Annotated in this window: 17 protein-coding genes; 15 read left to right on the forward strand and 2 right to left on the reverse strand. The window is 61.2% G+C overall.

Features of this window, described 5'->3' with window-relative positions; all coding sequences use genetic code 11:
* The first annotated feature begins 338 nt into the window (after positions 1-338).
* From ACM6I7_RS06470 to ACM6I7_RS06525, 12 genes are all read left to right on the forward strand, one after another.
* Positions 339-1,691: a TolC family outer membrane protein gene (locus ACM6I7_RS06470; protein ID WP_007961502.1), complete on the forward strand. Its 1,353-nt coding sequence runs from the start codon at positions 339-341 to the stop codon at positions 1,689-1,691.
* Positions 1,692-1,733: 42 nt separating this feature from the next.
* The gene (locus ACM6I7_RS06475) at positions 1,734-3,890 is read left to right on the forward strand and encodes a type I secretion system permease/ATPase (protein WP_027611114.1); all 2,157 of its coding nucleotides are present in this window, start codon (positions 1,734-1,736) and stop codon (positions 3,888-3,890) included.
* Positions 3,880-5,247, forward strand: a complete 1,368-nt coding sequence (locus tag ACM6I7_RS06480; protein ID WP_096796933.1) for an HlyD family type I secretion periplasmic adaptor subunit — start codon at positions 3,880-3,882, stop codon at positions 5,245-5,247. The genes ACM6I7_RS06475 and ACM6I7_RS06480 overlap by 11 nt, the downstream gene beginning before the upstream one ends.
* Before the next feature lie 373 nt (positions 5,248-5,620).
* Complete coding sequence (locus ACM6I7_RS06485) at positions 5,621-6,517, forward strand: TauD/TfdA dioxygenase family protein (protein WP_097086774.1); 897 nt, start codon at positions 5,621-5,623, stop codon at positions 6,515-6,517.
* A gap of 18 nt (positions 6,518-6,535) precedes the next feature.
* The gene (locus tag ACM6I7_RS06490; RefSeq protein ID WP_103367796.1) at positions 6,536-7,561 is read left to right on the forward strand and encodes an ABC transporter substrate-binding protein; all 1,026 of its coding nucleotides are present in this window, start codon (positions 6,536-6,538) and stop codon (positions 7,559-7,561) included.
* Positions 7,562-7,566: 5 nt separating this feature from the next.
* On the forward strand, positions 7,567-8,427 hold the full coding sequence (locus ACM6I7_RS06495; protein ID WP_047601068.1) for an ABC transporter ATP-binding protein: 861 nt from the start codon (positions 7,567-7,569) through the stop codon (positions 8,425-8,427).
* Positions 8,428-8,448: 21 nt separating this feature from the next.
* Complete coding sequence (locus ACM6I7_RS06500) at positions 8,449-9,315, forward strand: ABC transporter permease (protein WP_095137828.1); 867 nt, start codon at positions 8,449-8,451, stop codon at positions 9,313-9,315.
* 176 nt (positions 9,316-9,491) lie between these two features.
* Positions 9,492-10,409, forward strand: a complete 918-nt coding sequence (locus ACM6I7_RS06505) for a LysR family transcriptional regulator (protein ID WP_027611120.1) — start codon at positions 9,492-9,494, stop codon at positions 10,407-10,409.
* 218 nt (positions 10,410-10,627) lie between these two features.
* Positions 10,628-12,166: an MFS transporter gene (locus ACM6I7_RS06510; protein WP_183784465.1), complete on the forward strand. Its 1,539-nt coding sequence runs from the start codon at positions 10,628-10,630 to the stop codon at positions 12,164-12,166.
* A 26-nt stretch (positions 12,167-12,192) separates the two neighbouring features.
* Positions 12,193-13,260, forward strand: coding sequence for an HlyD family secretion protein (locus ACM6I7_RS06515; protein WP_414888188.1), 1,068 nt, complete (start codon positions 12,193-12,195; stop codon positions 13,258-13,260).
* Positions 13,257-14,804: an efflux transporter outer membrane subunit gene (locus tag ACM6I7_RS06520; protein ID WP_414888189.1), complete on the forward strand. Its 1,548-nt coding sequence runs from the start codon at positions 13,257-13,259 to the stop codon at positions 14,802-14,804. The genes ACM6I7_RS06515 and ACM6I7_RS06520 overlap by 4 nt, the downstream gene beginning before the upstream one ends.
* Positions 14,805-14,965: 161 nt before the next feature.
* A complete protein-coding gene (locus ACM6I7_RS06525) occupies positions 14,966-16,561 on the forward strand; it encodes a glycosyltransferase family 39 protein (RefSeq protein WP_414888190.1) in 1,596 nt (531 codons plus the stop codon).
* A gap of 8 nt (positions 16,562-16,569) precedes the next feature.
* Here ACM6I7_RS06525 and ACM6I7_RS06530 read toward each other — a convergent pair whose 3' ends face one another.
* Both ACM6I7_RS06530 and ACM6I7_RS06535 read right to left on the reverse strand, forming a co-directional pair.
* On the reverse strand, positions 16,570-17,328 hold the full coding sequence (locus ACM6I7_RS06530) for a slipin family protein (RefSeq protein ID WP_003220464.1): 759 nt from the start codon (positions 17,326-17,328) through the stop codon (positions 16,570-16,572).
* A 2-nt stretch (positions 17,329-17,330) separates the two neighbouring features.
* Positions 17,331-17,882 (reverse strand): NfeD family protein, encoded by a 552-nt coding sequence (locus ACM6I7_RS06535; RefSeq protein WP_103367792.1) that lies wholly within the window; start codon positions 17,880-17,882, stop codon positions 17,331-17,333.
* 153 nt (positions 17,883-18,035) lie between these two features.
* On the opposite strand from ACM6I7_RS06535, the gene ACM6I7_RS06540 reads away from it, so the two are divergent.
* The 3 genes from ACM6I7_RS06540 to ACM6I7_RS06550 all read left to right on the forward strand — a co-directional run bounded on the left by ACM6I7_RS06540 (position 18,036) and on the right by ACM6I7_RS06550 (position 19,203).
* Positions 18,036-18,497 carry an aminoacyl-tRNA deacylase gene (locus ACM6I7_RS06540; protein WP_047290739.1) on the forward strand — a complete coding sequence of 154 codons (462 nt, stop codon included), beginning with the start codon at positions 18,036-18,038 and terminating at the stop codon, positions 18,495-18,497.
* 127 nt (positions 18,498-18,624) lie between these two features.
* A complete protein-coding gene (locus ACM6I7_RS06545; RefSeq protein WP_414888191.1) occupies positions 18,625-18,870 on the forward strand; it encodes a DUF2789 domain-containing protein in 246 nt (81 codons plus the stop codon).
* 87 nt (positions 18,871-18,957) lie between these two features.
* Positions 18,958-19,203, forward strand: a complete 246-nt coding sequence (locus ACM6I7_RS06550; RefSeq protein WP_041070983.1) for a hypothetical protein — start codon at positions 18,958-18,960, stop codon at positions 19,201-19,203.
* Positions 19,204-19,242: the final 39 nt, after the last annotated feature.

Raw genomic sequence — 19,242 nt, forward strand, 5'->3', positions numbered from 1 at the left:
ACGTTCAGTTGACTTCCATAGCCTGATGGCTTTGGCGCCGATTCAGTCTGGACGTACTTTAAAAATTTGCGAATCAAGATTGACGCTGTTCTGCGTCAATAATTTGGCTAGATTCTTTCGCTATTAACTTTATGCCAAACTATTGACCTTCTGGGTGCCATCCTAAACAATCGCCCCACTAATGTCACATTGATATTTCCGCGGCGACCTGTCCCTCAGCGTGTGATCCAGTTCCTATTTTGAACTTTCCGACATACGGTCATTCCGGTTGCCAATCATCCGACGCAGCAGCACGTTTTGCTGTGATTCAAGACAAGAAGTCCTGGGAAATCTTTACCATGCGTTTGCACTTGTTCAAGGCTCTACCGTTCGCCCTCGCCGCCTCTTTCGTCCAAGCACAATCCTTACCAGAAGCCATGCAACAGGCACTGGATGTCCATCCGGAAATCCAGGCGGGGGTCAACAGTCGTTTGGCCGCGGATTATCAGTTAAAGGCAGCCAAAGGTGGATACCTGCCCAAGGTCGATCTGCTGGGCGGTTATGGCCGTGAGGGCACTGACAGCGTGACCACGCGCGCCAACGGTGGCGGCAACCACTGGGAAACTTTGAACCGCAGCGAGTCAAGTTTACGTCTCTCGCAAATGGTTTTTGACGGTTTTGCCACATCCAGCGAAGTCGGGCGTCAACAAGCCACCGTCAACTCCCGCGCCTACTCGCTGCTCGGCACTTCCGAGCGCACCGCGCTGACCGTCGCCCAGGTTTACCTGGACGTGCTGACCCGCCGCGAATTCGTGCGTCTGGCCGAAGAGAACCTCAAGAGCCACCAACGCATTTACGATCAGATCCAGCTACGCACCCAGCGCGGCGTCGGCAGCGGCGCTGACCTCGATCAGGCTGAAGCGCGGATGGCTCAGGCCCGCAACAACCTGATCACCGAACAGACCAACCTCGCCGACTCCGAGACCAACTTCCTCAGTGCCGTCGGCCAGATGCCTGACCAGTTGGAGCGCCCGGCACCGTTCATGGCGATGATGCCGGCCAACCTCAATGAAGCCCGTACGCAGATGCTGGAAAACAGCCCGATCCTGCGCTCGGCCGAGTCCGATATCGCTGCGGCTGAGAAGCAGTACGAAACCGCCAAGTCGACGTTCTACCCACGTTTCGACGCCGAGCTGGGTCGCACCGCCGACAACGATCTCGACGGTCAGAACGGCCACAACAACGAGTGGCAGGCGATGCTGCGCATGCGCTTCAACCTGTACTCCGGCGGCAGCAACAAGGCCGATCTGGAATCCAAGTCGTACCTGTCGAACCAGGCACTGGACATCCGCAACAACGCCCTGCGTCAGTTGAACGAAGAACTGGGCCTGGCCTGGAACGCCCTGAACAACGCCAATGCGCAGGTGCCGATCGCGCAGCAGTACGTTGATCACAGCACCGCCGTGCGTACCGCCTACCAGCGTCAGTTCAGCCTCGGCGAGCGCACCCTGCTCGATTTGCTCGACAGCGAAAACGAGTTGTTCACCGCTTCGCGCCGTCTGGCCGAGATCAAGAACATTCAGTTATTTACTCAGTATCGAATCAAGGCGACCATGGGCGAGTTGCTCAAGAGCCAGGGAGTGGTCGCACCATTGGCATCCGTCGTGCAGAACGATGTGAAGCCGAAGGTCCAACTGCCCGGTATGAATTGAGCAGAACCTTCATTGTTCAATTGTTAGCCAAGAGTGCCGAGCGTGGAATCAGAAGTCAGTCGAGTTCAACTCATTCATGATCCGCGCGCGATGCACGACGATCCGTTACTGGATGGCTTGCTCGCTCTATGCATGTTGCACCAGAAGCCGGCCAGTGCGGCGATGCTGACCACTGGCCTGCCGCTGCCCAAACAACGCCTGAGTGTCGAGTTGCTGCCCCGCGCAGCGGCTCGCGCCGGGCTGCAGGGTCGGGTGCTGCAACGCAAGCTGGAAGAGATTCCGGCGATTGCCATGCCGGCGCTGTTGCTACTCAAGGATGGCCGCAGCGCCGTCCTGCTCGGCTGGCAAGGTGACAACGAAGCCCGGGTGCTGCTCAGCGAAAGCGACGGCGGCGAATCGGTGGTCAGCCGCGAACTGCTGGCTGACGACTACACCGGCAAAGTGTTCTTCGCCCAGCCGCAGCACAAATTCGACGTCAACCACGGCACGCTGATCCCGCGTGCACGCTCGTGGTTTCGCGACACCCTCAAGCGTTCACGCTGGCTGTATGCCGATGCGATCGCCGCGAGTTTCCTGATCAACATCATCGCCATGGCCGCACCGCTGTTCGTGATGAACGTCTACGACCGCGTGGTGCCGAACCAGGCCGAAGCGACCCTGTGGGTGCTGGCGCTGGGCATCACCGGTGCCTACATTTTCGATCTGATTCTCAAGAGCCTGCGCAGCCTGTGCCTGGATCTGGCCGGCAAGAAAACCGACCTGATCATCTCCGCGACGCTGTTCGAGCGGATCGTCGGCATGGCCATGAAGTACCGCCCGGCGCGGGTCGGCAGCTTCGCGCAGAACATCCATGAGTTTCAGAGCCTGCGCGACTTCCTCGCCTCGCTGACCCTGACCAGCCTGATCGACCTGCCGTTCACCATCCTGATCTTCATCGTCATCGCGATTCTCGGCGGGCATCTGGTGTGGATTCCGGTGCTGGCGTTCCCGATTGCGCTGTTGATCGGCTATGCGTTGCAAAAGCCGCTGGTAGCGACCATGGAACGCACCATGGCGCTCGGCGCCGAGCGTCAGTCGAGCCTGATCGAAACCCTCGCCGGCCTCGATGCAGTCAAGGTCAACAACGCCGAAAGCGAACGCCAGTACCAGTGGGAACAGACCATCGGCACCCTCAGCCGCCTCGAACTGCGGGTGAAAATGCTCTCCGGTCTGGCGATGAATATCACCCTGCTGATCCAGCAACTGGCCGGGGTGATCATGATCGTCTTCGGCGTGTACCAGATCATCGCCGGCAACCTGAGCATGGGCGGTCTGATTGCCTGCTACATGCTCAGTGGCCGTGCGCTCAGCCCGCTGGCGTCGCTGTCCGGTCTGTTGACCCGCTACCAGCAGGCACGGGTAACCATGACTTCCGTCGACCAGATGATGGAGCTGCCGCAGGAGCGCAATTTCGAAGAACGTCCGCTGAGCCGCAAGGTGTTGCAGGGTGCGATCGAGTGCCGTCAGTTGAACTTCACCTACCCGGAGCAACAGAACCCGGCGCTGAAGAACATCAACCTGGTGATTCGTCCCGGCGAGAAGATCGGCATCATCGGTCGCAGCGGTTCGGGCAAGAGTTCGTTGGCGAAACTGCTGGTGGGCCTGTATCAGCCGGACGACGGCGCATTGCTGGTGGACGGCGTGGACATCCGCCAGATCGACGTCAGCGAGCTGCGCTACAACATCGGCTACGTGCCGCAAGACATCCAGCTGCTGGCCGGCACCCTGCGTGACAACCTGGTCTCCGGCGCGCGCTATGTAGAAGACGAGCTGGTACTGCAAGCCGCCGAACTGGCCGGCGTGCACGAATTCGCCCGTCTGCACCCGCAGGGTTACGAGCTGCAAGTCGGCGAGCGCGGGCAGAACCTGTCCGGTGGCCAACGGCAGAACGTCGCACTGGCGCGGGCGCTGCTGCTCAACCCGCCGATCCTGCTGCTCGACGAACCGACCAGCGCCATGGACAACACCGGCGAAGAACGCCTCAAGCAGCGCTTGGCTGCCGTGGTTGAAAACAAGACCGTGGTGCTGGTGACGCACCGGGCCTCGCTGCTGTCGCTGGTCGACCGCCTGCTGGTGGTCGACCGTGGACAGATTCTCGCCGATGGCCCGAAAGCCGCCGTGATGGAAGCGTTGAAGAAGGGGCAGATCAGTGTTGCTTAAGTCGGGTGTCAAAGAGTCGATCCGTCGCTACTTCAAGGGTTCTGCCTCGCTGCAGGGCCAGCCGCTGCCGGAGGTCAACAAGGCGCTGATCGAGGACGCCCCGCGCGTCGTGCGCCTGACCATCTGGGCAATCATCGGCTTCTTCCTGTTCCTGCTGCTGTGGGCCAACTTCGCCGTGATCGACGAAGTGACCAAGGGCGACGGCAAGGCGATTCCGTCGTCGAAGATCCAGAAAATCCAGAACCTTGAGGGCGGGATTGTCTCGGAAATGTTCGTCAAGGAAGGTCAGATCGTCGAGGCCGGCGCACCGCTGATTCGTCTGGACGACACGCGATTTGCTTCCAACGTCGGCGAAACCGAGGCTGATCGGCTGTCTATGCTGCTGCGCGTCGAGCGTCTGAGCGCCGAGGTCGATGACCGTCCGCTGAATTTCCCGGAAGACGTGCTCAAAGCCGTGCCGGGTCAGGCGAAAAGCGAAGAATCGTTGTACATCAGCCGGCGTCAGCAACTGCACGACGAGATCGGTGGTTTGCAGGAGCAGTTGATCCAGCGTCAGCAAGAGCTGCGCGAGTTCAGCTCCAAACAGGCGCAATACCGCCAGCAACTGGGCCTGCAACGTCAGGAAATCAACATGTCCGAGCCGCTGGTGGCGCAGGGCGCGGTGTCACCTGTTGAAGTGCTGCGGCTCAAGCGTGCCGAAGTCGAAACCCGTGGTCAGCTCGACGCCACCACGTTGGCGATCCCGCGCGCCGAATCGGCAATCAAGGAAGTCCAGCGCAAGATCGACGAGACTCGCGGCAAATTTCGCAGCGATGCGCTGACCCAGCTCAACGAAGCCCGCACCGACCTGAACAAGGCCCAGGCCACCGGCAAGGCCCTGGAAGACCGGGTCAGCCGGACGCTGGTCACCTCGCCGGTACGCGGGATCGTCAACAAGTTGCTGGTCAACACCATCGGCGGTGTTATTCAGCCGGGCAGCGACATGGTGGAAATCGTGCCGCTGGATGACACCTTGCTGGTCGAAGCCAAGATCCGTCCGCAGGACATTGCGTTCCTGCATCCGGGGCAGGAAGCGATCGTCAAATTCACCGCGTACGACTACACCATTTATGGCGGGCTGAAAGCCAAACTGGAGCAGATCGGTGCCGACACCATCACCGACGAAGACAAGAAAACCACCTACTACATCATCAAGGTGCGCACCGAGCGCAGCCACCTGGGCACTGATGAAAAGCCGCTGCTGATCATTCCGGGGATGGTGGCGTCGGTGGATATCATCACCGGCAAGAAATCGGTGTTGAGCTATCTGCTCAAGCCGATCATCCGGGCGCGGGCCGAGGCGTTGCACGAGCGTTAGATTTGCAGCGCGGCTGATGGCCTCTTTGCGAGCAGGCTCGCTCCCACATTGGATCTTTGTTAAGCACTCATTTTGTGTTCACCAACGAACCCCTGTGGGAGCGAGCCTGCTCGCGAAGGCGTCAGCGGGAATAACACACTCCTGTCAGTAAGTGACACAAACCGTCACTCACCATCCAGTCCATTCCTCACCATCCGCCATATCGTTATTCATTAACGGTATTTAATTTCCAGTTCTTATAGCTTTAAAGTCATCCACCTGCGTACCTGCCGACCAATCGGCGCGCCGCACGACCTGAACCAACACGCAATCCAGCGTGAGTGTCTGATCGACGTGCGCGCCTGTGAGCGCGCCGTGCGTGGGAGATTGAAAGATGTCCGCAGCTACTGCCACCCCAAGCGCCGCGACTGCCGCGCCGCAAACCTTTGAAATTCGTCCGTTCAGCGGTGCCGTCGGTGCCGAGATCATCGGCCTGGACCTGACCCGGCCGGTCAACGATCAGGACTTCGCGCGCATTCATCGTGCGCACCTGGATCACCACGTGGTGGTGTTCCGCGACCAGCGCATCACCCCGCAACAGCAGATCGATTTCAGCCGCCGCTTCGGCGTGTTGCAGATTCACGTACTCAAGCAGTTCCTGCTGGCCAATCACCCGGAAATCCTCATCGTTTCCAACATCGTCGAGAACGGCCAGAACATCGGTCTGGGCGACGCCGGCAAGTTCTGGCACTCCGACCTTTCCTATAAAGAGCTGCCGAGTCTCGGCTCGATGCTGCATGCCCAGGAGTTGCCGTCCGAGGGCGGCGACACGCTGTTCGCCGACATGCACAAAGCCTGGGACAACCTGCCCGAGGCGCTGCGCAAAGCCGTGGAAGGCCGCTCTGCCGCGCATTCCTACACCGCGCGCTACAGCGAAACCAAATTCGAAGGCAACTGGCGTCCGACCCTGACCCCGGAACAACTGGCGCAGGTCGCCGAAGTGGTGCACCCGATCGTCCGTACCCATCCGGAAAACGGCCGCAAGGCGTTGTTCGTCAGCGAAGGCTTCACCACCCGCATCGTCGGCCTGCCGGAAGACGAGAGCAAACAACTGCTCGCCGAGCTCTACGCCCACAGCGTGCTGCCGCAAAACATCTACCGCCATCAGTGGCAGCCCCACGACATGGTGTTCTGGGACAACCGTTCGCTGATCCACCTCGCCGCCGGCTGCCCCGCGCACCTGCGCCGCAAGCTGTATCGCACGACCATCCAGGGCGACGCGCCTTTCTGATTTGCCGGAGATTCGATCATGTCCAAACGTCTTCCATTTGCACCGCTGGCGGCGGCCATCGGCCTGGGTTTCAGCCTGCTTGCCGGCAGCCTGGTGGCGCCAACCGTGGCCCACGCCGAAGGTGAAATCCGCATCGCCGAACAGTTCGGGATTGTCTATTTATTGCTCAACGTGGTGCGCGATCAGGGCCTGATCGAGAAGTACGGCAAGCAGCAAGGCATCGACATCAAGGTCGACTGGACGCAGCTCTCGGGCGGCGCGGCGGTCAACGATGCGCTGCTGTCCGGTTCCATCGACATTGCCGGCGCCGGGGTCGGCCCGCTGCTGACCATCTGGGATCGCACCCACGGCAAACAGAACGTCAAAGCTGTGGCCTCGCTCGGCAACTTCCCGTACTACCTGGTGAGCAACAATCCCAAGGTCAAAACCATTGCCGATTTCACCGAGAAGGACCGCATTGCGGTGCCGGCGGTGGGCGTGTCGGTGCAGTCGCGCTTCCTCCAATACGCGACGGCCAAACAGTGGGGTGACAAGGAATTCAATCGCCTCGACAAGTACACCATCGCCGTGCCGCACCCGGATGCGACCGCTGCGCTGATCGCCGGCGGCACCGAACTGACCGGGCATTTCTCCAACCCGCCGTTCCAGGATCAGGCGCTGCAGAACCCGAACGTGCACGTGGTGCTCAACTCCTACGACATTCTCGGCCCGAACTCGCCGACGGTGCTGTTTGCCACCGAGAAATTCCGCAACGACAACCCGAAAACCTACAAAGCCTTCGTCGAAGCGCTGACCGAAGCCGCGCAATTTGCGCAGAACGATAAGGGCGCGGCGGCGGACACCTACATCCGCGTGACCAAAGCCAAGATCGACCGCGCCGAGCTGCTGAAGATCATCGACAACCCGCAATTCGAATTCAGCGTCACGCCGAAAAATACTTACCCACTGGCCGAATTCCTCTACCGCGTCGGTGCGATCAAAAACAAACCGGAGTCGTGGAAGGACTACTTCTTCCAGGACGCCAAACCGCTGCAAGGGAGCTGATCGAGATGAATGCCCCTTTGCAAGGCCACGCGGCCAGCAACCCGATCGCCAGTACGCAAGCGCTGCTGGCGGTGGATAACGTCAGCCTCGAATACCGCACCCCGCAACGGGTGGTGCGCGCCACGCATCAGGTCAGTTTCGAAATCGATCCGGCGGATCGCTTCGTGCTGCTTGGCCCGTCCGGCTGCGGCAAGTCGACGTTGCTCAAGGCAGCCGCCGGGTTCATTGCACCGAGTGAAGGCGAGATTCGCCTGCAAGGTCAGCGGGTTGATGGACCCGGTCCGGACCGGATCGTGGTGTTCCAGGAGTTCGATCAACTGCCGCCGTGGAAAACCGTGAAACAGAACGTGATGTTTCCGCTGCTGGCCTCGCGAACCCTGAACAAAAAAGACGCCGAAGAACGCGCGCTGCACTATCTGGAAAAGGTCGGTCTGGCAGCGTTCGCCGACGCCTATCCGCACACCTTGTCCGGCGGCATGAAGGCGCGGGTGGCGATTGCCCGCGCGCTGGCGATGCAGCCGAAAATCCTTCTGATGGATGAGCCGTTCGCCGCGCTGGACGCGCTGACCCGGCGCAAGATGCAGGAAGAATTGCTGCTGCTCTGGGAGGAGGTGCGCTTCACCTTGCTGTTCGTTACGCACTCGATTGAAGAGGCGCTGGTGGTCGGCAATCGCATCCTGCTGCTGTCGCCACATCCGGGGCGGGTACGCGCTGAGGTGCACAGCCATCAATACGATCTGCAAAGCCTCGGCGGCGTAGCGTTTCAGGAATCGGCGCGGCGCATTCACCGTTTGCTGTTCGATGAAGGCCAGTCGCCGGAAACCGAGCGTGACCATGACTTCAACGACATTCGTATCGCTTATTGAGCGTTCTGGAGGGATTGCCCGATGAGCCAACCATCGTCTGTACGACAAGAGTTTGAAACGGTCCTTGAACCACTGACCAGCGTGCCGCTCGAGCGCGAATTGCCGCTGGGCCAACGCCTGTGGCAACAGGGCTGGCTGCGCAAAAGCCTGATCCTGATTCTGCTGGCGATCCTTTGGGAGGTGATCGCCCGGGTGCAGAACAACGACCTGCTGCTGCCAGGTTTTCTGCAGACCAGTCATGCGCTGTACGACGGCCTGCTCAGTGGTGAGTTGCTGGGCAAGGTGTGGATATCGCTGGTGGTGCTGATCAAGGGTTACCTGATCGGCATCGTGCTGGCATTCGCCCTGACCACGCTGGCGGTGTCGACGCAGTTTGGTCGCGATCTGCTGAGTACCCTGACCTCGATGTTCAACCCGCTGCCAGCGATTGCCTTGCTGCCACTGGCGTTGCTCTGGTTCGGGCTGGGGCAGAACAGCCTGATTTTCGTGCTGGTGCATTCAGTGCTGTGGGCGCTGGCGTTGAACACCTACGCCGGTTTTCTCGGTGTCTCGGAAACCCTGCGTATGGCTGGGCGTAATTACGGGCTGAAGGGCATGCGTTTTGTGCTGTTCATCCTGATCCCGGCAGCGCTGCCGTCGATCCTCGCCGGGCTGAAAATTGGCTGGGCGTTTGCCTGGCGCACGCTGATCGCCGCCGAACTGGTGTTCGGTGCGACCAGTGGTAAGGGCGGGTTGGGCTGGTACATCTTCCAGAATCGCAACGAGCTGTACACCGACAAGGTGTTTGCCGGGTTGGCGGTGGTGATCCTGATCGGGTTGTTGGTGGAGAATCTGGTGTTCGATACGCTGGAGCGAGTGACGGTGAAGCGTTGGGGCATGCAGCGCTGAGATTTGTGTTGGCAGGACCGGCGCCTTAGCGAGCAAGCCCGCTCCCACATTTTGGAATGCGTTCCCCTGTGGGAGCGGGCTTGCTCGCGAAGGCGTCCTTTCAGCCGCCGCCAAATTTGAAGGATGTTTGCTAGCATTGCACCCAGATCAATCCAGATCAGCCACGAGTGCTCAGCATGCAACTCCCGGATATGAATCTTCTGGTCGCCCTCGACGCTCTGCTCGACGAGGGCAGTGTGGTCGGCGCCGCGCGGCGGATGAACCTCAGCCCCGCCGCCATGAGCCGCACTCTGACGCGGATCCGCGAGGCGATCGGCGATCCGATCCTGGTGCGCGCCGGTCGTGGCTTGGTACCCACCCCAAAAGCCCTCGAATTGCGCGAGCAGGTGCGCGATGTCGTCGAGCAGGCGGCGCTGCTGTTTCGCTCCGCCGACAGCGTGGATCTGGGCACCCTGCGCCGGCGCTTCAGCATCCGCGCCAACGACTTTTTCATTGGCGTATATGGCGGCAAGCTGTTCGATACCCTCGACCAGCAGGCGCCACACTGCGAGTTGCGCTTCGTCCCCGAGGGCGATGGCGACGACGAAGCGCTGCGTGAAGGACGGATTGATCTGAGTGTCAGCAACACCCGTCCGGTAACCCCGGAAGTCAAAGTGCAGAACCTGTTCTCCACGCATTTCGTCGGTCTGGTGCGTGAGGATCATCCACTGCTCGACGGCGAGATCACCGCCGAGCGCTACGCCGGCTACTCGCATATCAGCATGTCGCGCCGTGGCATTGCTCGCGGCCCCATTGACACCGCGCTGAATGCACTGGGCCTGGAGCGGCGGGTGGCGGTGATCGCGCCGAGTTTCCACGCGGCGATGTTTGCCTTGCCCGATTCCGACCTGATCTTGCCGGTGCCCAAGGAAGCGTTGCTCAGCGTGCGCCGACTGGGCCTGAAGCTACGTTCGTTCAATCTGCCGATTCCGTTGCCGACGCTGATGCTGACTCAGGCCTGGCACCCGCGCTTCGACAAGGACCCGGCGCACCGCTGGCTGCGCGAAACGCTCAAGGCGTGTTGTGACGAGACGTGGCTGGCCACGCAACCCTGATACAAGCAGAGTCCGTGTGGGAGGGGGCTTGCTCCCGAAGGCGTCGTGTCAGGCACCGCACAGGTTGAATGATCCACCGCTTTCGCGAGCAAGCCCGCTCCCACACTGGATATTCATTGCTGCACTGAGCGCACTTATAACCTGCCAATAAGTCAATTTTCGTCAGCAGTAAGCCTTACTAAAATGCTCCGGTATTTTTCCTTCCGGAGTGTGTATCCATGACATCCCTGTCGGTTCCGGCGCCCATTGCTGCGGCCAGTCCGGCGACGGCGGCTGCGCCACCGGTGTTCGGGGCGCGGATCATCACCGGCCTGGTTGGTGTGCTGCTGGCGGTGCTGGTCTCGGGCCTCAACGAAATGGTGACCAAAGTCGCACTGGCCGACATTCGGGGCGCGCTGAACATCGGTTATGACGAAGGCACCTGGCTGGTGTCCTGCTACGCCGCGACCTCGGTGGCGGCGATGGCGTTCGCGCCGTGGTGCTCGGTGACCTTTTCGCTGCGCCGTTTCACCCTCTGCGCGATCAGCCTGTTCACGCTGCTCGGCGTGCTGTGCCCGTTCGCCCCCAACTACGAAAGCCTGCTGCTGATGCGCACCCTGCAAGGGCTGGCCGGCGGCGCGTTGCCGCCAATGCTGATGACCGTCGCCCTGCGTTTTCTACCGGCCAATTTCAAACTCTATGGTCTGGCCGGTTATGCGCTGACCGCGACTTTCGGCCCCGGTCTCGGCACGCCGCTGGCCGGGTTGTGGAGCGAGTACGTCGGCTGGCAATGGACGTTCTGGCAAATCATCGTGCCGTGCCTGATTGCCATGGCAATGGTCGCTTGGGGGATTCCGCAGGATCCGCTGCGCCTGGAGCGCCTCAAGACCTTCAACTGGAAGGGCCTGCTGCTGGGCTTCCCGGCGATCTGCATGCTGGTGATCGGCTTGCTCCAGGGCAATCGGCTGGACTGGTTCGAGTCGAGCCTGATCTGCGGTTTGCTCGGCGCCGGTTCGCTGTTGCTGGTGGCGTTTCTGATCAATGAATGGTCGCAGCCGATTCCGTTTTTCAAGTTGCAGATGCTCGGCATCCGCAACCTGGCGTTCGCCCTGATGACCCTGGCCGGGGTGCTGGTGGTGTTGCAGGCGGTGGTGCTGATCCCGTCGAGCTATCTGGCGCAGGTCCAGGGTTATCGCCCGGTGCAGACCGCGCCGATCATGCTGATCGCCGCGTTGCCGCAACTGATCGCGCTGCCGCTGGTGGCGTCGCTGTGCAACTTGCGCTGGGTCGATTGCCGCTGGGTGCTCGGCATCGGTTTGAGCATGTTGACCCTGTCCTGCATGGGGGGCTCGCTGCTGACTTCGGAGTGGATCCGCGACAATTTCTACGTCCTGCAATGGCTGCAGATTTTCGGTCAGCCAATGTCGGTGCTGCCGCTGTTGATGCTCTCGACCGGCAGCATCCAGCCGCAGGACGGGCCGTTCGCCTCCGCGTGGTTCAACACGGTGAAAGGCCTGGCGGCGGTGATCGCCACCGGAGTCATTGAGGCGCTGACCACCGCGCGCCTGCATTTCCACTCGACCATGTTGATCGACAACCTCGGCAACTCACCGCTGGCCGATCGCAGCGACCCGGGCCTCGCCCATCGCCTGCACGAACAGGCCGTGGTGCTGACTTCCTCTGATCTCTATGTGTGCATGGCTGGCGTCGCGGTGGCGCTGATCCTGCTGATTTTCTGGCTGCCGACGCGGATCTTTCCGCCCCGCGCGCCGACCTGATTGCTTCACTGATACCGAAGGTTTTTATGACGACTCAAGCAAAGCAAAAACTCGCGGTGGCCGTGGCGGCCGCACTGGCGGTCGGCGTGTTGCTGTACCTGGCGGTGCCGGGACTGTTCGGCAAGCGCACCCAGCAAAACACCAACGATGCGTTTGTTTCCGCCGACTTCACCCTGGTGGTGCCGCGCGTGGCCGGATTCATCAAGGAAGTGCTGGTGGAAGACAACCAGCAGGTCAAGGCCGGGCAGTTGCTGGCGCTGATCGATGATCGCGATTTGCGCGCCGCCGCTGAAGCGGCCGATGCGCAAACCCTGGTCGCCCGCGCTCAGTTGCAAAACGCCAAGGCCACGCTGGAGCGGCAGACCTCGGTGATTGCTCAGGCGCAGGCCTCGGTGGTCTCGGCCAAGGCAGAAATGGCCTTCGCCCAGCAGGAACTCAATCGCTACAACCACCTCGCCGGTGTAGGTGCCGGCACGGTGCAGAACGCGCAACAAGCCCGTACGCGCATCGATCAGGCGAGCGCTCGGCTCGACACTGCCAGCGCGAAACTGGCGGCCGAGCGCAAGCAGGTAGAGATTCTCACCGCGCAGCGCGATGCTGCCGAAGGCAATCTGAAGCATGCGCAAGCGGCGCTGGAAATCGCCAGTTTCGAGCTGTCGTATACGCGCATCACCGCGCCGCAGGACGGCATGATCGGCGAGCGCGCGGTGCGTGTCGGTGCTTATGTCACGCCGGGCAGCAAGCTGCTGGCGGTGGTGCCTTTGAAGCAGGCGTATGTGCTGGCCAACTTCCAGGAAACCCAACTCACTGACGTGCAGCCGGGGCAGCGCGTTCAGGTGCGCGTCGACAGTCTCGGCGGTGAGGCCTTGAACGGTCGCGTCGAAAGTATCGCCCCGGCCACCGGCGTGACCTTCGCCGCGGTAAAACCGGATAACGCCACGGGTAACTTCACCAAGGTCGTGCAGCGGATTCCGGTGAAGATCGTGCTTGAGTCGGGTCAGCCATTGGCCGAGCGGTTGCGTGTGGGCATGTCGGTGGAGGCGAGTATTGACACTCGCAGCTCGGCGGCGGAGCGCGAGGTGACTCAGCGATGAACAGCGTTGATAGAACTGACGCCTTCGCGAGCAAGCCCGCTCCCACCGGGGGAACGCATTACCCAATGTGGGAGCGGGCTTGCTCGCGAAGAGGCCAGTGGCAGCAACTCACCCTCGGTGCATTGCTCGCTATTGGCCTCAGCGCCTGCACCGTCGGCCCGGACTTCCGCAAGCCCGAAGCCACACAGATCGCCGACTGGGCCAAACCCGCCAAATCCGCCCCCAGCCAGGCTGTCAGCGAACCGCTGAACGAACGCTGGTGGGAGGTTTTTCACGACCCGCAACTCTCAGCTCTGACCCAGCGGGCGATGAACAGCAACCTCGATCTGCAACTGGCCAGCAGCCGCTTGCAACAAAGCCGTGCCGCGCGCCAGGTGATCACCGCGGATCGCTACCCGAACACCGCCGCTACCGGCAGCTACGCGCGTAAACGCAACAGTGGCGAAGGCCTGAATGACCCGTCCGGGCACAATGGCGATTCCGCCTTCAACCTGTGGGACGCCGGTTTCTCCGCCTCCTGGGAACTGGATTTCTGGGGCCGCGTGCGCCGTGAAACCGAAGCCGCCGATGCCAACCTCGAAGTCGCCGAAAACGACCGTCGCGGTGTGCTTCTGGCGGTGCTCGCCGACACCGCGCAGAACTACCTCCAGCTGCGCGGCGTGCAAAACACCCGCGCGGTCACCGAGCAGAACCTCGACGTCGCCCGGCACAGCCTCAAGCTTTCGCAACTGCGCCTGAGCGATGGTGTGGCAACCGATCTCGACGTCGCCGAAGCCGCCGCGCAGGTCGCGGCCATCGAATCGCGCCTGCCGGCCCTCGAGCAGCGTCAGTCGCAATTGATCAACGCGATCAGCCTGCTGATGGGCGAACCGCCCCAGGCCCTGGCCAAGGAGTTATCCACAGACGGCGCGGTGCCGCAGTCACCGCTGCAAGTCGCCATCGGCCTGCCGTCGCAGCTGGCCGAACGCCGGCCGGACATCCGGCAGGCCGAGGCGCGCCTGCATGCCGCCACCGCCAACATCGGCGTGGCCAAGGGCGATTTTTATCCGCGCATCACCCTGTCCGGCAACCTCGGCTCGCAAGCGATGCAACTGAGCGATTTCGGCTCCTGGGGCTCGCGCGCGTTCGGCATCGGCCCGCAATTGAGCCTGCCGCTGTTCGAAGGCGGACGCCTGCGCGGCATGCTGCAACTGCGCGAAGCCCAGCAACAGGAAGCGGCCATCGCCTATCAGCAAACCGTGCTGAGCGCCTGGCATGAAATCGACGACCAACTGACGGCTTACAACGCCAGCCAACGCCGCCGCGACAGCCTCGCCGAAGCCGTGCGGCAGAACCAGATCGCCCTGCGCACCGCACAACAGCAATACGTCGAAGGCGTGGTTGATTTCGTCAACGTGCTCACCGTTCAAGGCGCGTTGCTGGCGACTCAGGAGCAGTGGGTGGAAAGCTCGACCGGCGTTTCGCTGGCGATGGTCGGGTTGTACCGAGCGTTGGGCGGGGGCTGGGAGTCGGTGTATCCGGCGGGGGAGATGGCGCAACGCTGATGGTCTGAACTGGAAATGCCGAGGGCTGTTTGGGATTGGCCGGGGTGCCGGATGTCGTGAAAGCGCACACCGCCATCGACGGCCCTCCCGTGGCTGACCTAAAGTGACGGGCAGGTTCGGCTCCATCCGTTCGCGATATTCCGGCACAGCAAGAGGATGCAATGGCGGCACACAGAGAAACGCCGGTTGGCGACACGCAGGATCCGCGCGCGGTCCCGGGTGCATGGCTGGTGGCCTTGCGTCTGCTTCGCTGGGCCAGAGAGCACTGGTTGTTACCGATCATGCTGCTCGCGGCGGCGGTGCGTTTTTTCGACCTGACGGCGGCGGCGATCTGGTTCGACGAAGGCTCCAGCGTCCTGCTGAGCCAGTTTCCACTGGCCGAGATCTGGGGGCTAGCGGGCCACGATGTGCACCCACCGCTGTATTTCCTGCTGCTGCACGGCTGGATCGGGCTGTTCGGTGACGGCATCCTGTCCATTCGCTTGATGAGTGCGCTGCCGGGGATCATTACCGTCGGTCTCGGTGTGTGGCTGGTGGATCTGCTTGCCACCCGTCGCGCTGCGTTGCTGGCCGGGCTGTTGCTGGCGTTGTTGCCCACGGCCGTGCGCTACAGCCAGGAAGTGCGCATGTATTCGCTGCTCGGCATGTGGCTGATCGGCGCGACGATCGCGCTGGTCTACTGGGTGCGCCAGCCGCGTCGGCATCGCTATCTGGTGGCCTATGCGCTGCTGATGACGGCAGCGTTCTACACCCACTACTTCACCGTTCTGTGCGTGATCAGCCACTGGCTGTATCTGACAGCGGTGTGCGTGCAGCCGGGGTATCGGCTGCGGCATATTCAGCGTCCGGCCTGGTGGCTGGCCAACGTGAGCATCGCGTTGCTGTACATGCCGTGGGTGTCCAACCTGCTTGATCTGCTGCAGCACATCCCGGAACTCAAGGCCAGCAATGACATAGGCTGGGAAGATCCGGTGACCCTCAGCTCATTGCCTTCGATGGTCTGGTCGTTGCTGATCCAGGACGACGGCATGACCTTGCCGGGGTGGCTGTTTTTGCTTTTGCCATTGGCGCTGGTAGCCGTGATTGCCGTTGCCCTGCATCGTGATCGCAGCGTATTTCGCGGCAGCTTGTTGTTGCTGTGCTACAGCGTGATGCCGATTCTGCTGGTGTTTGGCGTGTCGTTCATCTCGCCGGTGTTCATCGAGCGGTATTTGACGGCCTATGCGTTGGGGTTGCCGATGCTGGTGGCGCTGGCGGTCGATCGGCTGTACGCAGGCTCTCGCGTTCTGGCGCTGGCGATTCTGGTGCTGTTCGTCGGGGTCGAACTGGTGGGTGTGAAGAACAACGCCACGGTCGACAGCAATGATCAGTTCAGCGTGCTGGTCGACTACGTCAATCGACACTTCACCGAGGGTGACCGGATCGTCACCAGCGACATGATGTGGTACCTCAGCTACATCTACTACAACCGCACTGACGCGCAGATCCGTCTGTATACGCCACCAGCGGCGGATGGGCGTTCCACGCGTCCCAATGCCTACGGATTTGGCACTTTGGTCGGCGAGGAGGTTTTCCTCGATCAGCTTGGCGACGTGTCCAAGGGCAGCACGCGGATGTGGTTGATCGGCACGCTGGATGAACCCGATGAGTTTGCCGCGTTGCCTGAAGACTGGCAGCGGCAGAGCGATGTCCATGCAGGCGGCGCATTTGCACGTTTGTACGTGAGGGAGCCGAGCGCCGATAAACCGGGCGGGTGATCGCAGGCTCAGGATTTGCCCGACAAATCCGCCATCCCCTTGAGCAATTCGATCGGCAACGGAAAGACAATCGTCGAGCTCTTGTCACCGGCAATCGAACTCAGGGTCTGCATGTAACGCAATTGCATGGCACCGGGCTGGCGGCCGAGCATTTCGGCGGCTTGCATGAGTTTTTCCGAGGCCTGCAGTTCGCCTTCTGCGTGAATCACCTTGGCCCGGCGTTCGCGTTCGGCTTCGGCCTGTTTGGCAATCGCACGCACCATCGATTCATTGAGATCAACGTGCTTGATCTCGACGTTGGCGACCTTGATGCCCCAGGCGTCGGTCTGGGCGTCGAGCACCTGCTGGATGTCGATGTTCAACTGCTCGCGTTCGGCCAGCAGTTCATCCAGCTCATGTTTGCCGAGCACCGCGCGCAGGGTGGTCTGCGCCAGTTGGCTGGTGGCCGAGAGAAAGTCTTCGACCTGAATGATCGCCTTCTGCGGGTCGAGCACGCGGAAGTACAGCACCGCATTGACCTTCACCGAGACGTTGTCGCGGGTGATCACATCCTGTGGCGGCACGTCGAGGACCACGGTGCGCAGGTCGACCCGGACCATTTGCTGTACCACCGGAATCAGCAGGATCAGCCCCGGGCCCTTGACCTGCCAGAAGCGTCCGAGCTGGAACACCACGCCGCGCTCGTACTCACGCAGGATGCGGAAGGTCGACCCGGCGAGGGCAATGACCAACAGCAGCAGTGCAACGAAACCGATTTGCAGACCCATGATCACTCTCCGTGTCGCACCGCGTCAGTCGCGGCGACTTTCAGCAATAAGCCATTTCGCCCGACCACGCGCACCGATTGCCCGGCGTGCAGCGGTGTCGTGCTCTGCACTTGCCAGTGTTCACCCTGCAATTGCACCCAGCCGTTGTGGGCGTTTTGCGCTTGTACGGTGGTCACCGCCGTCACGCTGCCGACCAGCCCGGCATCGCCGCTGACGGCGTGGCGCGGGCGGGTTTTCAAGGCGCGGACGATCAATGCGATCAGCAGCAGGGCGCTGACCAGGCCGAGGCCGATGATCATCGGCACTGGCAACTCGGCGTTGCCCAGAATCAGCGCGCCGATGACGAACATGATGATCCCGCCGAGGCCGATCACCCCGTAGTTGGGCAGCGCGGCTTCGGCGATCAGAAAGGCAATGCCGAGGGTGATCAGCCACAGGCCGAGCGGATTGACCGCCGTCGGCAGGACATCAGCCGCGAGGGCCGAGCCGCTGGCCAGCAGTATCAGGAAAAACGTGCAACATCGGCTGTTCACGTGACCCTCCGGGAGAGTCATGGGGTGTTTCCTCAAGTCTAGTTGAGACTGGCGCCGGCTGAATTTTGATCAATAAGCGGATGTGTCCAATGAGCGGATTTCCCTTCATCAGCAACTGGCCGAACTAGACTCAGCAGAACAGGCACAACGTTCAGCGGGACACCGAGGTGCAGCATGCGTATGGCAAAAAAAGTGCAGAGCAGCCTGAACCGGGCGCATTGCGAATATGACATCGTGGCCCACCGCCACTCGGCCAGCAGCCTGGAAACCGCGCGGGTTTCCGGGGTGCCCGCCGAACGCGTGGCCAAGTCAGTCATTCTCGACGACCACCACGGGCATTACCTGATGGCCGTGCTGCCGGCCAGTCGGCATCTGGACTTGAGTAAAGTGCGTAGTCGCGGCGAATGGCAGATCACCCGGGAGAGCAACCTGGCGCATATCTTCGATGACTGCGAACGCGGCGCGGTGCCGCCGCTCGGTGATTCCTACGGCCTGGACATGGTCATCGACCCGCTGTTGACCCGGCAGAAAGACATCTACCTGGAAGCCGGCAACCACAACTACCTGCTGCACATGAGCATGCCCGAGTTTCTGAAAATGGTGCCGCATGCCGAGGTGCGGGAGTTGAGTCATTAAGTTTTGTAGCGCTTTCGCGGACGCCTTCGCGAGCAAGCCCGCTCCCACAGGTTGATTGCGTACCCCTGTGGGAGCGAGCCTGCTCGCGAATAATCTCCCACCCACCGCATTTTTGAAGGAGTCTTCCATGGAGCAGCCAACCCACAGCCTGCCATCCCTGTTCAAACAACTGGGACTGGACAACGACCCGACCAGCATCGACCAATTCATCGCCACCCATTCACCACTCAAACCCGAGTTGCACCTCGCAGACGCGTTTTTCTGGAGCAGGAGCCAGGCGGATTTTTTGCGGGATGAGATTCTTGATGATGCGGATTGGGCGGAGGTGGTGGATCAGTTGAATGTGTTGTTGCGCAAGGGGCGGGTTTTGTAGGACTGAAGTAAAACCTTATTACAGAATGTCCGCAGGATCCCTATCGATGTTGGAGTAGCTTGCCAATTCAACAATCCGGAGCCGTCGATGCAATCATTTTTGCCAGTCAGAACAATTGATGTTGACGCGCTTGGGGACTGTATTGAGGCAGTGATCGAAAGCATCTCCAACGGGCCTGTCGAGTTTCGGAAGCACGACACAACAGTGGCTGTGCTGATTTCGCCAGAAATTTATGAAGCGATCCTGAATAAGCTGGATGATTTCGATTTGGTGTCAATCACATATTCGCGCAGGAACGAAGTAGGGGTAGCCATCGAGCTGGATGAACTATAGAAATTCTCTGCCGAGAAGATTTGTTTCAAAACTTGACTG

Source organism: Pseudomonas sp. IT-93MI4 (assembly GCF_949767635.1).
In the GTDB taxonomy this organism is placed as follows: Bacteria; Pseudomonadota; Gammaproteobacteria; order Pseudomonadales; family Pseudomonadaceae; genus Aquipseudomonas; species Aquipseudomonas putida_A.

Coding starts and splice junctions, on each gene's coding strand:
- ACM6I7_RS06530 (WP_003220464.1), bottom strand. CDS start 17,328: ATGGGTCTGCAAATCGGTTTCGTTGCACTGCTGCTGTTGGTCATTGCC.
- ACM6I7_RS06520 (WP_414888189.1), top strand. CDS start 13,257: ATGAACAGCGTTGATAGAACTGACGCCTTCGCGAGCAAGCCCGCTCCC.
- ACM6I7_RS06525 (WP_414888190.1), top strand. CDS start 14,966: ATGGCGGCACACAGAGAAACGCCGGTTGGCGACACGCAGGATCCGCGC.
- ACM6I7_RS06485 (WP_097086774.1), top strand. CDS start 5,621: ATGTCCGCAGCTACTGCCACCCCAAGCGCCGCGACTGCCGCGCCGCAA.
- ACM6I7_RS06515 (WP_414888188.1), top strand. CDS start 12,193: ATGACGACTCAAGCAAAGCAAAAACTCGCGGTGGCCGTGGCGGCCGCA.
- ACM6I7_RS06500 (WP_095137828.1), top strand. CDS start 8,449: ATGAGCCAACCATCGTCTGTACGACAAGAGTTTGAAACGGTCCTTGAA.
- ACM6I7_RS06490 (WP_103367796.1), top strand. CDS start 6,536: ATGTCCAAACGTCTTCCATTTGCACCGCTGGCGGCGGCCATCGGCCTG.
- ACM6I7_RS06470 (WP_007961502.1), top strand. CDS start 339: ATGCGTTTGCACTTGTTCAAGGCTCTACCGTTCGCCCTCGCCGCCTCT.
- ACM6I7_RS06505 (WP_027611120.1), top strand. CDS start 9,492: ATGCAACTCCCGGATATGAATCTTCTGGTCGCCCTCGACGCTCTGCTC.
- ACM6I7_RS06495 (WP_047601068.1), top strand. CDS start 7,567: ATGAATGCCCCTTTGCAAGGCCACGCGGCCAGCAACCCGATCGCCAGT.
- ACM6I7_RS06535 (WP_103367792.1), bottom strand. CDS start 17,882: ATGACTCTCCCGGAGGGTCACGTGAACAGCCGATGTTGCACGTTTTTC.
- ACM6I7_RS06540 (WP_047290739.1), top strand. CDS start 18,036: ATGCGTATGGCAAAAAAAGTGCAGAGCAGCCTGAACCGGGCGCATTGC.
- ACM6I7_RS06545 (WP_414888191.1), top strand. CDS start 18,625: ATGGAGCAGCCAACCCACAGCCTGCCATCCCTGTTCAAACAACTGGGA.
- ACM6I7_RS06550 (WP_041070983.1), top strand. CDS start 18,958: ATGCAATCATTTTTGCCAGTCAGAACAATTGATGTTGACGCGCTTGGG.
- ACM6I7_RS06510 (WP_183784465.1), top strand. CDS start 10,628: ATGACATCCCTGTCGGTTCCGGCGCCCATTGCTGCGGCCAGTCCGGCG.